Genomic DNA, 13,646 nt, shown 5'->3' with positions numbered 1-13,646 from the left:
GATCACCGCCGTGAGCCCCAGCACCGCCAGCAGGTTGAACAGGTTGCTGCCGATCACCGTGCCCACGGCGATCTCCCGTTCGCCACGCAGGGCCGCGATCAGCGCGGCGGCCAGCTCCGGCAGCGAGGTGCATACGGCCACCACGGTCAGGCCGATGATGCGTTCGGACAGGCCCAGGTCGGTGGCCACCTCCACCACCGCCTCGAGCAACAGGTGGCCAGCCAGGCTCAGAAGGACCAGGCCCACGACGATCTGCAACACCGCAGCGCTCCAGAAGCGCAGCGGGCTGGCATGCAGGGTGCTCGGCGCGGGGTAGGTGCGGGCGTAGTGGCGCGACTGATGCCAGAGCATGGCCAGGTAAGCCAGCAGGCCGAGCAGCAGCAGGCCACCTTCCAGGCGCCCCAGCTGGCCGTTGAGCGCGAGCAGGTACACCAGGGCGCTGGCCAGGATCATCAGCGGGATGTCCAGGCGCACCAGTTGGCGCGACACGCGCAGCGGAATGATCAACGCCGCCAGGCCGAGAATCACTAGCACGTTGAAGATGTTGCTGCCCACGACACTGCCCACCGCCACGTCCGGTGCGCCCTGGTAGGCGGCCTGCAGGCTCACGGTCAGCTGTGGCGCGGTGCTGCCGAAGGCCACCAGGCTCAGGCCGATGATCAGCGGGCGCACATGCAGGCGACCGGCCAGGCGCAGGGCGGCGCGCACCAGCAGTTCGGCGCCGATGATCAGCAGCACGAGGCCCAGGCCCAGTTGCAGCAGGCTGAAGGCGGGAAGGGTGGCCAGGTCGAAAATGGCGAGGGCTCCAGTCAGGTCAATCGCTCAGACCTTGTACCCGGACTCGCGCGGTTCCGCTACGGAGCATGCCGATTTTTTCTGCGGCGGCGCGTGACAGGTCGATCAGCCGGCCTCGGGTATGCGGGCCGCGGTCGTTGATGCGCACCACGACGCTGCGCTGGTTGGCAAGGTTGGTGACCAGCACCTGGCTGCCGAAGGGCAGGCTACGGTGGGCGGCGGTGAGGCCATGCTGGTTGAAGGGTTCGCCGCTGGCGGTGCGTTTGCCGTGGTGGCGGGCGCCGTAGTAGGAGGCGGTGCCGGTCTGGTCGTAACCGCGAGGGTCGATGTCATGGCTGGCGCAGCCGGCCAGGAGCGAGAAGAGGGTGAGGGAGGTGATGGCGCGTCTTAGCAAGTCGGATGCTCCGCTGTTGCCGCTGATCATCGCGGGGCAAGCCCGCTCCCACTGGCGTGGGAGCGGGCTTGCCCCGCGATCGGGATCACCCTTCGAGCTTGGCCTTGAGCAATTGGTTCACTTGCCCCGGGTTGGCCTTGCCTTTCGAGGCTTTCATCGCCTGGCCGACGAAGAAACCGAACATCTTGCCGCGCTTGGCCTCGTCGGCGGCGCGGTACTGTTCGACCTGTTCGGCATTGGCGGCGAGCATCTCGTCGAGCATCTTGTCGATCGCGCCGGTGTCGGTGACCTGCTTGAGACCTTTGCTTGCGATGATGCCGTCGGCATCGCCTTCACCGGCGGCCATGGCCTCGAACACGGTCTTGGCGATCTTGCCGCTGATGGTGTTGTCGCGAATGCGCAGCAGCATACCGCCGAGGTGCTCGGCGCTGACCGGCGACTGGTCGATCTCGACGCCCAGCTTGTTCAGCAGGCTGCCCAGTTCGACCATGACCCAGTTGGCGGCCAGCTTGGCGTCGCCGCCAATCTTCACCACTTGCTCGAAGTAGTCGGCCTGCTCGCGGCTGGAGGCCAGCACGTTGGCGTCGTAGGCCGACAGACCGTACTGGCTCTGGAAGCGCTCGACCTTCTGCGGCGGCAGCTCCGGCAGGGCGGCGCGCACGCTGTCGAGGAAGCTCGGCTCGATGACCACCGGCAGCAGGTCCGGGTCGGGGAAGTAACGGTAGTCGTTGGCTTCCTCCTTGCTGCGCATGGAACGGGTCTCGTCCTTGTTCGGGTCGTACAGGCGGGTTTCCTGCACCACCTTGCCGCCGTCCTCGATCAGGTCGATCTGGCGCTGGATCTCGCTGTTGATCGCCCGCTCGATGAAGCGGAACGAGTTGACGTTCTTGATCTCGCAGCGGGTGCCGAACTCGGTCTGGCCTTTCGGGCGGATCGAGACGTTGCAGTCGCAGCGCAGCGAGCCTTCGGCCATGTTGCCGTCGCAGATGCCCAGGTAGCGCACCAGGGCGTGGATGGCCTTGACGTAGGCCACTGCCTCTTTGGCGCTGCGCATGTCCGGCTCGGAGACGATTTCCAGCAGCGGGGTGCCGGCGCGGTTCAGGTCAATGCCGGTGGCGCCGTTGAAGTCTTCGTGCAGGCTCTTGCCGGCGTCTTCTTCAAGGTGCGCGCGGGTCACGCCGATGCGCTTGATGGTGCCGTCTTCCAGGGCGATGTCCAGGTGGCCCTTGCCGACGATCGGCAGGTCCATCTGGCTGATCTGGTAGCCCTTGGGCAGGTCGGGGTAGAAGTAGTTCTTGCGCGCGAACACGTTGCGCGGGCCGATCTCGGCATTGATCGCCAGGCCGAACATGCACGCCATGCGCACGGCTTCCTGGTTGAGCACCGGCAGCACGCCGGGCATGCCCAGGTCGACCAGGCTGGCCTGGGTGTTCGGCTCGGAGCCGAAGGTGGTGGCGCTGCCGGAGAAGATCTTCGACTGGGTGGCGAGCTGGGTATGAATCTCCAGCCCGATCACAACTTCCCATTGCATGTGTGAACTCCTCAGAAGCCGTTGGGGGCGCGGGTGTGCCAGTCGGTGACTTGCTGGTAACGGTGCGCGATATTGAGCAGGCGGCCTTCCTGGAAGTACGGGGCCAGCAGTTGCACGCCCACCGGCAGGCCGTCGACGAAGCCGGCCGGCATCGACAGGCCCGGCAGGCCCGCCAGGTTGGCGGTGATGGTGTAGAGGTCTTCAAGGTACTCGGCGACCGGGTCGCCGGCCTTGGCGCCGATCTTCCACGCCGGGTTCGGCGTGGTCGGGCCGATGATCACGTCGACTTCCTCGAAGGCGCTCATGAAGTCGTTCTTGATCAGGCGGCGGACCTGCTGCGCCTTGACGTAGTAGGCGTCGTAGTAGCCGGCCGACAGGGCGTAGGTACCGACCATGATGCGCCGCTGCACTTCGGCGCCGAAGCCTTCGCCACGGGATCGCTTGTACAGGTCGGTGAGGTCCTTGGGGGCCTCGCAGCGGTAACCGAAGCGCACGCCGTCGAAACGCGACAGGTTGGAGGAGGCTTCCGCCGGGGCGATCACGTAGTACGCCGGGATGGCGTGCTGCATGTTCGGCAGGCTGATTTCCTTGACCACCGCGCCGAGCTTCTCCAGCTCCTTGACGCTGGCCTGGACCAGGTCGGCGATGCGCGGGTCGAGGCCGGCGCCGAAGTATTCCTTCGGCAGGCCGATGCGCAGGCCTTGCAGCGAGGCGTTCAGGTTGGCGCTGAAGTCCGGCACCGGCTCGTCGACCGAGGTCGAGTCCTTGGCGTCGAAGCCGGCCATGCCTTGCAGCAGCAGGGCGCAGTCCTCGGCGGTGCGGGCCAGCGGGCCGCCCTGGTCGAGGCTCGAGGCGTAGGCGATCATGCCCCAGCGCGACACGCGGCCGTAGGTCGGCTTCAGGCCGGTGAGGTTGGTCAGCGCCGCCGGCTGGCGGATCGAGCCGCCGGTGTCGGTGCCAGTGGTGGCCGGCAGCAGGCGCGCGGCCACGGCGGCGGCCGAGCCACCGGACGAGCCGCCCGGCACGTGCTCGAGGTTCCACGGGTTCTTCACCGCGCCGTAGTGGCTGGACTCGTTGGCCGAGCCCATGGCGAATTCGTCCATGTTGGTCTTGCCCAGGGTGACCATGCCAGCCTCGGCCAGCTTGGCGACCACGGTGGCGTCATACGGGGCGGTAAAGTTGTCGAGCATCTTCGAGCCGCAACTGGTACGCACGCCGTTGGTGCAGAACAGGTCTTTGTGGGCGATCGGCGCGCCGAGCAGCGCACCGGTTTCACCGGCGGCGCGACGGGCGTCGGCGGCGCGCGCCTGCTCCAGGGCCTGGGTCTCGGTGACGGTGATGAAGCTGTTGAGCTGCGGGTCGAGCTGCTTGATACGCGACAGCAGGGCGCCGGTCAGTTCTTGCGAGGAGAACGACTTGTCGGCGAGGCCACGGGCGATCTCGGCCAGAGTGAGTTGATGCATGGCAGGCGCTATCCCTTAATCGATGACTTTCGGAACCAGGTACAGACCGTTCTCGGTCGACGGAGCAACGGCCTGGTAGCGGTCGCGCTGGTTGCTTTCGGTGACCTGGTCGGGACGCAGGCGCTGGGTGGTCTCCAGCGGGTGGGCGAGGGGTTCCACGCCGGTGGTGTCGACGGCTTGCATCTGGTCGACCAGCCCGAGAATACTGTTCAAGGCATCGGTGGTGCGTGGCAATTCGCCTTCATTCAGGCCCAGGCGGGCCAGATGGGCGATCTTTTCCACGTCGGAGCGTTGAAGCGCCATGGGGATCTCCAGGAAAACGACAGACGGAATGAGTCCGCAAATGAGGAACATGCTGGGATTCTGGCGGTCAAAGGGCCGCGATCATCGGCAGGCATGCTCGGAAAAACAGCCAATTTAACATATTGGCTCCTTGCCCAAAATCCCTGCCATTGTTAGAGTTTGCCGCACTTTTTTACCCACGCTTTCCCCAGGGTCACTTTCCCATGTTCAAGAAACTGCGTGGCATGTTTTCCAGCGATCTGTCCATCGACCTGGGTACTGCCAACACCCTTATTTACGTGCGTGAGCGCGGTATCGTCCTGAATGAGCCCTCGGTGGTTGCCATCCGTACCCACGGCAACCAGAAAAGCGTCGTCGCAGTCGGGACCGAAGCCAAGCGCATGCTGGGCCGTACGCCTGGCAACATCGCGGCCATCCGCCCGATGAAAGATGGCGTGATCGCCGACTTCAGCGTTTGTGAAAAAATGTTGCAGTACTTCATCAACAAAGTGCACGAAAACAGCTTCCTGCAGCCTAGCCCTCGCGTGCTGATCTGCGTGCCGTGCAAGTCGACCCAGGTCGAGCGTCGCGCTATCCGTGAATCGGCTCTCGGTGCCGGTGCCCGCGAAGTGTTCCTGATCGAAGAGCCGATGGCCGCTGCCATTGGTGCCGGCCTGCCGGTCGAAGAGGCCCGCGGCTCGATGGTCGTCGATATCGGTGGCGGTACCACCGAAATCGCCCTGATCTCGCTCAACGGCGTGGTCTACGCCGAATCCGTGCGCGTCGGCGGCGACCGCTTCGACGAAGCCATCGTCACCTACGTGCGCCGCAACTACGGCAGCCTGATCGGCGAATCCACCGCCGAGCGCATCAAGCAGGAAATCGGTACTGCCTACCCAGGCGGCGAAGTGCGCGAAGTCGACGTCCGTGGCCGCAACCTGGCCGAAGGGGTACCGCGTGCCTTCACCCTGAACTCCAACGAAGTGCTCGAAGCGCTGCAGGAGTCCCTGGCGACCATCGTCCAGGCGGTCAAGAGCGCCCTGGAGCAATCGCCGCCCGAGCTGGCCTCGGACATCGCCGAGCGTGGCCTGGTGCTGACCGGTGGTGGCGCGCTGCTGCGCGACCTCGACAAGCTGCTGGCTCAGGAAACCGGCCTGCCGGTGATCGTCGCCGAAGACCCGCTGACCTGTGTCGCCCGCGGCGGTGGTCGTGCCCTGGAGATGATGGACAAGCACGCCATGGACCTGCTCTCCAGCGAGTGATCGCTGCGCAGTAGCATCCTCAGGTTTACAGGTGGCACGCACAGTGCTACCTGTATGCGCTGTGCTGGCGCCCGCCCGGGCGCCGTTTCCGTCAACCCGCAGCAGGCCGGTGCATTGCTCCATGTCCCATGACCTTCTGAGTCGTCCACGAGGAACGGCCCATTAAACCGCTTTTCTCCAAGGGCCCCTCGCTGGGCGTTCGCCTGCTCGTGCTGGTGGTGATGTCGGTCGCGCTGATGGTGGTCGATTCGCGTTTCGACCTGCTCAAGCCGGTGCGCAGCCAGATGGGCCTGGTGCTGATGGAATCCTACTGGATCACCGATCTGCCGCAGCGCATGTGGCAAGGCGTGGCCGGCCAGTTCGGCAGCCGCACCGAGCTGATCGCCGAGAACGAGAAACTCAAGACCGAGGCCCTGCTGTTGCAGGGGCGCCTGCAGAAGCTGGCGGCCCTGACCGAGCAGAACGTGCGCCTGCGCGAGTTGCTCAACTCCTCGGCGCTGGTCAACGAGAAGGTCGAGGTCGCCGAGCTGATCGGTGTAGACCCCAATCCCTTCACCCACCGCATCCTGATCAACAAGGGCGAGCGCGACGGCGTGTTCCTCGGCCAGCCGGTGCTCGATGCCCGCGGCCTGATGGGCCAGGTGGTAGAGCTGATGCCGTACACCTCGCGGGTGCTGCTGCTCACCGACACTACCCACAGCATTCCGGTACAGGTCAACCGCAACGGTCTGCGCGCCATCGCCAGCGGCACCGGCAACCCGGAGCGCCTCGAGCTGCGCCATGTGGCCGACACCGCCGACATCAAGGAAGGCGACCTGCTGGTCAGCTCCGGCATGGGCCAGCGTTTCCCGGCCGGTTACCCGGTGGCTACGGTCAACGAAGTGATCCACGACTCCGGCCAGCCGTTCGCCATCGTCCGTGCCATTCCGACCGCCGCGCTCAACCGCAGCCGCTACATGCTGTTGGTGTTCAGCGACCGACGCACCCCGGAAGAGCGCGCTACCGAGGCGGCGATTGCCCAGGAAGAGGCCGACCGCCAAGGCGCCGGCCACACTCCGCCAGCGGCCACGCCCGCGACACCCGCGCCGGCCCATGCCGCGCAGCCCGCGCCAGGTACTGCGCCTGCGGCTGCGCCAACGACGGCCAGCCCGGCGTCGGCCCAACCGGCCGCCGCGCCGGCTCAACCCCGGAGACAATAATGGCCAGCACCCGTAGCAGAAACGGCTGGGCCATCTGGCTGACCTTCGCCATCGGCCTGTTGCTCAGCGTCTCGCCCATGCCGCAGTTCATGGAAGTATTCCGGCCCATGTGGCTGGCCCTGCTGCTGGCCTTCTGGACCCTCGCCGTGCCCGGCAAGGTCGGCATGACCACGGCATTCCTGCTCGGCCTGGCCGAGGACGTGCTGTACGGCACCCTGCTTGGCCAGAATGCCCTGATTCTCACCCTGATCACCTTCCTGGTGCTGTCGTTGCAGCAGCGCCTGCGCATGTTCCCCATGTGGCAGCAGAGCCTGGTGATCCTGGTGATCTTCGGCATCGCCCAGCTGATCCAGCTGTGGCTGAGCGCGCTCACCGGCAATCGCCTGCCGACCCTGGCCCTGGTCTGGTCGGCGGTGATCAGTGCCCTGCTCTGGCCCTGGGTGAGTTTCGCCCTGCGCGGCCTGCGCGTTCGCCTGCACATTCATTGACGACCCGCCGCCACTGACAGGGAGATGTCCATATGACTCAGCTGTACCTGGCCTCCGGTTCGCCGCGCCGGCGTGAACTGCTGACCCAGATCGGCGTGCCGTTCACCGTCGTCAGCGCGCCCATCGATGAAACCCCGCTGCCGGGCGAAGCCCCGGCGGCCTATGTCGAGCGCCTGGCCCAGGCCAAGGCCGTGGCGGGCTTCGCCCACACCGACGGCGCCGGGGTGGTATTGGGCGCCGACACTACCGTGGTGCTCGATGGCCAGATCCTCGGCAAGCCGGAGAACCGCGAGCAGGCGCTGGCCATGCTTGGCGACCTGTCCAAGCGCGAGCACCAGGTGCTCACCGCCGTGGCGCTGACTGACGGCCAGCGCAGCATCAGCCGCTGCGTCAGCACCACCGTGCGTTTTCGCACCATCTCCTTCGAGGAAGCACTGCGCTACTGGGACAGCGGCGAACCGGTCGACAAGGCCGGCGGCTATGCCATCCAGGGCCTGGGCGCGGTGTTCGTCAGCGCTATCGAAGGCAGCTACTCGGCCGTGGTCGGCCTGCCCCTGAGCGAGACTGCCGAGCTGCTCGAACAGTTCGCCATCCCCTGTTGGCAGCAGCAAGAGGACACGACACCGCGCTAGGGCCTTTACATTTCGTACCGAGCCTAGCCAGCCATCCCGCAGCGATCCATCATTACCCAAGACCTTTGACGAGAGCCTGCCATGAGTGAAGAGATCCTGATCAACATCACCCCGATGGAGTCACGCGTGGCGGTGGTGGAGAACGGCGTCCTGCAGGAGGTGCACGTTGAGCGCACCCAACGCCGTGGCATCGTCGGCAACATCTACAAGGGCAAGGTGGTGCGGGTCCTGCCGGGCATGCAGGCGGCATTCGTCGACATCGGCCTGGAGCGGGCGGCGTTCATCCATGCCTCGGAGATCTCCCAGCGCGAAGGCTCGGCGGTGGAGAACATCACCGCGCTGGTGCACGAAGGCCAGGCGCTGGTGGTACAAGTCACCAAGGACCCCATCGGCAGCAAGGGCGCGCGCCTGACCACCCAGCTGTCGATTCCGTCGCGCTACCTGGTGTACATGCCACGCAGCAGCCATGTCGGCATTTCCCTGAAGATCGAGGAAGAAGCCGAGCGCGAGCGCCTCAAGCAGGTGGTCACCGACTGCATGGCCCAGGAAGACATGAAGGACGCCGGTGGTTTCATCCTGCGCACCGCCGCCGAGGGCGCCCGCGCCGAGGACATCCTCCAGGACATCCGCTACCTGCGCCGCCTGTGGGAGCAGATCGGTTCGCAGATCAAGACCTGCGGGGCGCCCGTGGTCATCTACGAGGACCTTGGCCTGGCCCTGCGCACCCTGCGTGACCTGGTCAACCCCAAGATCGAGAAGATCCGCATCGACTCGCGGGAAACCTTCCAGAAGACCACGCAGTTCGTCGCCGAGCTGATGCCGGAGATCGCCGATCGCCTGGAGCATTACCCCGGCGAGCGGCCGATTTTCGACCTGTATGGCGTGGAAGACGAGATCCAGCGCGCCCTCGAGCGCAAGGTGCCGCTCAAGTCCGGCGGCTACCTGGTGGTCGACCCGGCCGAGGCGATGACCACCATCGACGTCAATACCGGGGCGTTCGTCGGCCATCGCAACCTCGAAGAGACCATCTTCAAGACCAACCTCGAGGCTGCTACCGCCATTGCCCGACAACTGCGCCTGCGCAATATCGGCGGGATCATCATCATCGACTTCATCGACATGGAGGACGAGGAGCACCAGCGTCAGGTCCTGCGCACCCTGGAAAAGCAGCTCGAACGCGACCATGCCAAGACCAACATCATCGGCATCACCGAGTTGGGCCTGGTGCAGATGACCCGCAAGCGCACCCGCGAAAGCCTCGAGCAGGTGCTGTGCGAGCCCTGCGCGGCGTGCCAGGGGCGCGGCAAGCTGAAAACCCCCGAGACGATCTGTTACGAAATTTTCCGCGAGATCCTGCGCGAGGCCCGCGCCTATCAGGCCGAGGGCTATCGGGTACTGGCCAACCAGAAAGTGGTGGACCGCCTGCTCGATGAAGAGTCGGGCAACGTCGCCGAGCTGGAAGCGTTCATCGGGCGAACCATCCGCTTCCAGGTGGAGTCCATGTATTCCCAGGAACAATATGATGTGGTGCTGCTCTGACCTTCGCTAAAGGCGGTCGCCCCATGGACGGGCTGGCAAATCGCTATTCACCGGCCATAGTTAAGGGACGACTTGGAGGGCCATGGCCATGGAACGTCTGACCCGCGTTCTGGGCGCCTTGACCCGCTGGGGGCTGGGGATCTGCGCCCTGCTGGCGGTGCTGGTGGCGCTGTATGTCAGCCTCGGTCGGCAACTGGTACCCCTGGTCGCCGAATACCGTGCCGACGCCGAACTCAAGGCCGAACAGGCCTTGGGCATGCCCGTGCACGTCGGTGCCCTGGAAGGGCGCTGGAGTGGCCTGGCGCCGGTGTTGCGCGTGCGCGACCTGCAGCTGGGCGAAGGCAAGGCGGCCTTGCGCCTGGACGACGTCAAGCTGGTGCCCGACCTGTGGGCCAGCCTCAAGGCCCGCGAAGTGCGCCTGGCGCGCATCCAGCTCAGTGGGCTGCAACTGATCCTGCGCGAACGCGAGCAGGGCGCCTGGACCCTCGAAGGCCTGCCGCAGCAGGATGATGCGCCGCTCGACCCGGCCGATGTGCTCAAGCGCCTGCGCCAACTGGGGCGGATCGATGTATTCGACAGCCAGGTCACCCTGCATCCGTGGCAGCGCGATCCTCTGACCCTCACCTATGTCAGCCTGGGATTGCAGGCCGGAGCGTCGCGCCAGAGCGTCGACCTGCGCGCCACGCTGCCCGATGGCCAGCCCCTGGCCCTTAGCCTGAACAGCCGCGCCACCGCCAGGACCTGGCGCGACGGCCGCGTGCAGGCCTACCTGAGCCTGCCACAAAGCGATTGGGCGCGCTGGCTGCCGCCGCAGCTGCTGGGCCAGTGGCAGGCCGACACCCTGCGTGCCGGTGGCGAGTTCTGGATCGACTGGAGCAAGGGGCAGTTGCAGCAGGCGATGGTTCGCCTCAACGCCCCGCAGCTCAAGGGCGCCTACACCGGGCGCAAGGCCATTACCCTGGACAACCTGGCCTTGTCGGCCTGGTTCCAGCGCCAGGACCAGGGCTTTGACGTCGTCGTCGACTCCCTGGCCATGAGCCTGGGCAAGACCCGCTGGGAGTCGCACCTGCAACTGGCGCAGCGTCCTGGCCAGAGCCCGGCCGAGGAAAGCTGGCAGGTGCAGGCCGATCGCCTCGACCTGACCCCGCTGACCCCGGTGATCGACGCCCTGGCGCCGTTGCCGGACAAGCTGATGACGGTGGTCGACGCGCTCAAGGTGACCGGCGCCCTGCGCAACGTGCGCCTGGACATCCGCCCCAAGGCCGAGGGCGACCAGCGCCTGCAGTTCGCCGCCAACCTGGAGAAAGTCGGCTTCGACGCCTATCACGGCGCGCCGGCCGCCGGCAACGTCAGCGGCGCCATCAGCGGTGACCTCGGGCACGGCGAACTGCGCCTGGATACCCAGGCCTTCATGCTGCATCTGTATCCGATCTTCGGCAAACCCTGGCATTACCCGAAAGCCAACGCGCGGCTGACCTGGACCCTGGACAAGGAAGCCTTCACCCTGGTCGCCCCCTACATCAAGGTGCTGGGTGACGAGGGCAAGATCGCCGCGGACTTCCTGATTCGCATCCATCTGCAACCGGGCCATGAAGACTACATGGACCTGCGCGTCGGCCTCACCGAGGGCGACGGTCGCTACACCGCCAAGTACCTGCCCGAGGTGCTCAGCCCGGCCCTGGACGAATGGCTGCGCAGCGCCATCGTCAAGGGCAATGTCGACGAGGGCTACTTCCAGTACCAGGGCTCGCTGCACCACAATGCGCCGCCCCATGCCCGCGATATCAGCCTGTTCTTCAAGGTCCACGACGCCGCGCTGGATTTCCAGCCGGGCTGGCCGCAGGTGCAGCAGGTCGACGGCAATGTCTACATCGAAGACACCGGCGTGCGCATCCACGCCCGCAAAGGGCTGCTGCTGGACACTCGGGTCAGCGATGTCAGTGTCGACATTCCCCATGTCGAGGGCGACCAGCACAGCCACCTGTTCCTCGACGGAGACTTCGACGGCAGCCTTGGCGATGGCCTGAAGATCCTCAAGGAGGCGCCCATCGGCACGGGAGAGATCTTTGCAGGTTGGGAGGGTGAAGGCCCGCTCAAAGGCAAGGTCAAGCTCGATATACCCCTGGCCCATGGGCAACGGCCCAAGGTGCTGGTGGACTTCTCGACCAGCGACGCAACCCTGAAAGTGGCGCCGCCAAGCCTGGAACTGACCCAGCTCAAAGGCGATTTCACGTTCGATTTCGACAAGGGCCTTAGCGGCAACGGCATTAGCCTGCATGCCTTCGGCAAGCCGGTGACCGCGCAGATCACCGCCGAAGGACAGGGCGGGCAGATTCAGACCCGCATCAACGCAAACGGCCAGGTCGGCCTCAAGGTCCTGACTGACTGGTTGCAGTACCAGCAGCCGCTGCCGGCCTCGGGCGAGTTGCCCTATCAGTTGCAGGTGACATTCGGCGGCCGAGACAACCGCTTGAGTGTCAGCTCCTCGCTCAAGGGCCTGGCCATCGACTTGCCGGCCCCCTTTGGCAAGGCCGCCGGGGAAACCCGTGACAGCCGCCTCGGCCTGACCCTGCAAGGCCCCGAGCGGCGCATCGACGCCAGCTACGCCGACCTTGCCCGCTTCGCCTACGCCGCGCCCGCCGACAAGCTGGCCCAGGGGCGTGGCGAACTGTTGCTGGGTACGGGCGACGCCAGCCTCCCAAGTGGCCAGGGCCTGCGTGTGCGTGGCCGGCTCGAGACCCTGGACCTGGCGCCCTGGCAGCAACAGATGGAGCGCCTGGCCGGCAAGGACCCGGGCGGCAGCGCCCGGCAGAACCTGCAGAGCGTGGACCTGAGCATCGGCCAGCTCAAGGCCTTCGGCATGGACCTCAACCAGGCGGTGATCCGCCTGATGCGCGGCGGTCCGGCCTGGGACCTGCGCCTGGACAGCAAGGAAGTCATCGGCAACGCGCGCATTCCCGATGCCAAGGTCACGCCCATGACCATCCGCCTGCAGAGCCTGCGTCTGCCGCCCGCCGACCCGAACGAAGCCCAGGACGAACATGCGCCGGATCCGTTGGCCGGGGTCGACCCGCGCAAGGTGCCGCCGCTGGACCTGACCATCGACAAGCTGTACCGCGGTGACGACCTGTTCGGCAGCGCCAACCTGAAGCTGCGCCAGACGCCCAAAGGCATGGCCATGAACGATATCGACCTGGACCTCAAGGGCCTGCACATCGATGGCAGCGGTGGCTGGGAAGGGGAGCCGGGCAGCAGTTCGAGCTGGTACAAGGGCCGGCTGGATGGCAAGAACCTGGGGGATGTGCTCAAGGCCTGGGGCTTCGCGCCTACCGTCACCAGCCGCGACTTCCGCATGGACGTGGACGGCCGCTGGCCGGGCTCGCCGGCCTGGGTCAGCCTCAACCGTTACTCCGGCAGCCTCGACGCGGCGTTGCGCAGTGGCCAGTTCGTCGAGGTCGAGGGCAGCGCCCAGGCCTTGCGGGTGTTCGGGCTGCTCAACTTCAACTCCATCGGCCGGCGCCTGCGCCTGGACTTCTCCGACCTGTTCAGCAAGGGCCTGGCCTATGACCGGGTCAAGGGGTTGCTGGTGGCCAGCGAAGGGGTCTACGTGACCCGTGAGCCGATCACCGTCACCGGGCCGTCGAGCAACTTCGAGCTCGACGGCACCATGGATTTTGTCCGTGATCGGATCGATGCCAAGCTGTTGGTGACGCTGCCGGTGACCAACAACTTGCCGCTGGCCGCGCTGATCGTCGGCGCGCCGGCGATCGGTGGCGCGTTGTTCCTGGTCGACCGCCTGATCGGTGACCGGGTGGCGCGTTTCGCCAGTGTGCACTATCGCGTCGAAGGTCCGGTCAAAGAGCCTAAAATCACCTTTGTGAAACCTTTCGACAAATAACCTGGGGTGGTCATGACGTCAGCTGTGATCCAGATGGTCAGCCAGGACGATGTGCTGGCCAACCTGCAACGTGCCACGGCACTGCTCGAGCAGGCCGCCGCAGGTGGCGCGCGCCTGGCGGTGCTGCCGGAGAACTTCGCCGCCATGGGCCGTCGCGACGCGG

The 13,646-nt window shown here is 66.0% G+C and carries 11 protein-coding genes and 1 pseudogene; 7 read left to right on the top strand and 5 right to left on the bottom strand.

The features are described 5' to 3' along the window. The 5 genes from CC207_RS15740 to gatC all read right to left on the bottom strand — a co-directional run. A partial coding sequence (locus tag CC207_RS15740; protein ID WP_371916467.1) for a calcium/sodium antiporter occupies window positions 1-735 on the bottom strand: 735 nt, incomplete at its 3' end. A 79-nt stretch (window positions 736-814) separates the two neighbouring features. Continuing rightward, window positions 815-1,219, bottom strand: a complete 405-nt coding sequence (locus CC207_RS15735; RefSeq protein ID WP_036985909.1) for a septal ring lytic transglycosylase RlpA family protein — start codon at window positions 1,217-1,219, stop codon at window positions 815-817. Window positions 1,220-1,274: 55 nt separating this feature from the next. Further along, window positions 1,275-2,720 (bottom strand): Asp-tRNA(Asn)/Glu-tRNA(Gln) amidotransferase subunit GatB, encoded by a 1,446-nt coding sequence (gene gatB / locus CC207_RS15730; RefSeq protein ID WP_028689637.1) that lies wholly within the window; start codon window positions 2,718-2,720, stop codon window positions 1,275-1,277. A gap of 11 nt (window positions 2,721-2,731) precedes the next feature. Further along, complete coding sequence (gatA, locus tag CC207_RS15725; RefSeq protein WP_028689638.1) at window positions 2,732-4,183, bottom strand: Asp-tRNA(Asn)/Glu-tRNA(Gln) amidotransferase subunit GatA; 1,452 nt, start codon at window positions 4,181-4,183, stop codon at window positions 2,732-2,734. Between the two features lie 15 nt (window positions 4,184-4,198). Further along, window positions 4,199-4,486: an Asp-tRNA(Asn)/Glu-tRNA(Gln) amidotransferase subunit GatC gene (gene gatC, locus CC207_RS15720; RefSeq protein ID WP_028689639.1), complete on the bottom strand. Its 288-nt coding sequence runs from the start codon at window positions 4,484-4,486 to the stop codon at window positions 4,199-4,201. A 203-nt stretch (window positions 4,487-4,689) separates the two neighbouring features. Between gatC and mreB the strand changes: the two genes are divergently transcribed. From mreB to CC207_RS27665, 7 genes and pseudogenes are all read left to right on the top strand, one after another. Further along, window positions 4,690-5,727 carry a rod shape-determining protein MreB gene (gene mreB / locus CC207_RS15715; protein ID WP_003255163.1) on the top strand — a complete coding sequence of 346 codons (1,038 nt, stop codon included), beginning with the start codon at window positions 4,690-4,692 and terminating at the stop codon, window positions 5,725-5,727. Window positions 5,728-5,948: 221 nt separating this feature from the next. Continuing rightward, window positions 5,949-6,926, top strand: coding sequence for a rod shape-determining protein MreC (gene mreC, locus CC207_RS15710; protein WP_028689640.1), 978 nt, complete (start codon window positions 5,949-5,951; stop codon window positions 6,924-6,926). Beyond that, a complete protein-coding gene (mreD, locus tag CC207_RS15705) occupies window positions 6,926-7,414 on the top strand; it encodes a rod shape-determining protein MreD (protein ID WP_028689641.1) in 489 nt (162 codons plus the stop codon). Before mreC ends, mreD begins: the two co-directional genes overlap by 1 nt. A gap of 32 nt (window positions 7,415-7,446) precedes the next feature. Continuing rightward, window positions 7,447-8,046 (top strand): nucleoside triphosphate pyrophosphatase, encoded by a 600-nt coding sequence (locus tag CC207_RS15700; RefSeq protein WP_028689642.1) that lies wholly within the window; start codon window positions 7,447-7,449, stop codon window positions 8,044-8,046. 81 nt (window positions 8,047-8,127) lie between these two features. Continuing rightward, complete coding sequence (rng, locus tag CC207_RS15695) at window positions 8,128-9,585, top strand: ribonuclease G (protein WP_028689643.1); 1,458 nt, start codon at window positions 8,128-8,130, stop codon at window positions 9,583-9,585. A gap of 82 nt (window positions 9,586-9,667) precedes the next feature. Further along, a complete protein-coding gene (locus CC207_RS15690; RefSeq protein WP_088852374.1) occupies window positions 9,668-13,483 on the top strand; it encodes a YhdP family protein in 3,816 nt (1,271 codons plus the stop codon). Window positions 13,484-13,495: 12 nt separating this feature from the next. After that, window positions 13,496-13,646, top strand: a pseudogene (locus CC207_RS27665) (carbon-nitrogen hydrolase family protein); the annotation flags it as partial.

The organism is Pseudomonas sp. DrBHI1, from assembly GCF_002205115.1.
Lineage (GTDB): Bacteria > Pseudomonadota > Gammaproteobacteria > Pseudomonadales > Pseudomonadaceae > Aquipseudomonas > Aquipseudomonas mosselii.
Note: the sequence above shows the minus strand (reverse complement) of the source record. Positions and strands in the feature narration are given on the sequence as shown.

What these genes read in the sequence shown, in the direction of transcription:
- CC207_RS15735 (WP_036985909.1), bottom strand. Translation starts at nt 1,219, where the DNA reads ATGATCAGCGGCAACAGCGGAGCATCCGACTTGCTAAGACGCGCCATC.
- gatB (WP_028689637.1), bottom strand. Translation starts at nt 2,720, where the DNA reads ATGCAATGGGAAGTTGTGATCGGGCTGGAGATTCATACCCAGCTCGCC.
- gatA (WP_028689638.1), bottom strand. Translation starts at nt 4,183, where the DNA reads ATGCATCAACTCACTCTGGCCGAGATCGCCCGTGGCCTCGCCGACAAG.
- gatC (WP_028689639.1), bottom strand. Translation starts at nt 4,486, where the DNA reads ATGGCGCTTCAACGCTCCGACGTGGAAAAGATCGCCCATCTGGCCCGC.
- mreB (WP_003255163.1), top strand. Translation starts at nt 4,690, where the DNA reads ATGTTCAAGAAACTGCGTGGCATGTTTTCCAGCGATCTGTCCATCGAC.
- mreC (WP_028689640.1), top strand. Translation starts at nt 5,949, where the DNA reads ATGTCGGTCGCGCTGATGGTGGTCGATTCGCGTTTCGACCTGCTCAAG.
- mreD (WP_028689641.1), top strand. Translation starts at nt 6,926, where the DNA reads ATGGCCAGCACCCGTAGCAGAAACGGCTGGGCCATCTGGCTGACCTTC.
- CC207_RS15700 (WP_028689642.1), top strand. Translation starts at nt 7,447, where the DNA reads ATGACTCAGCTGTACCTGGCCTCCGGTTCGCCGCGCCGGCGTGAACTG.
- rng (WP_028689643.1), top strand. Translation starts at nt 8,128, where the DNA reads ATGAGTGAAGAGATCCTGATCAACATCACCCCGATGGAGTCACGCGTG.
- CC207_RS15690 (WP_088852374.1), top strand. Translation starts at nt 9,668, where the DNA reads ATGGCCATGGAACGTCTGACCCGCGTTCTGGGCGCCTTGACCCGCTGG.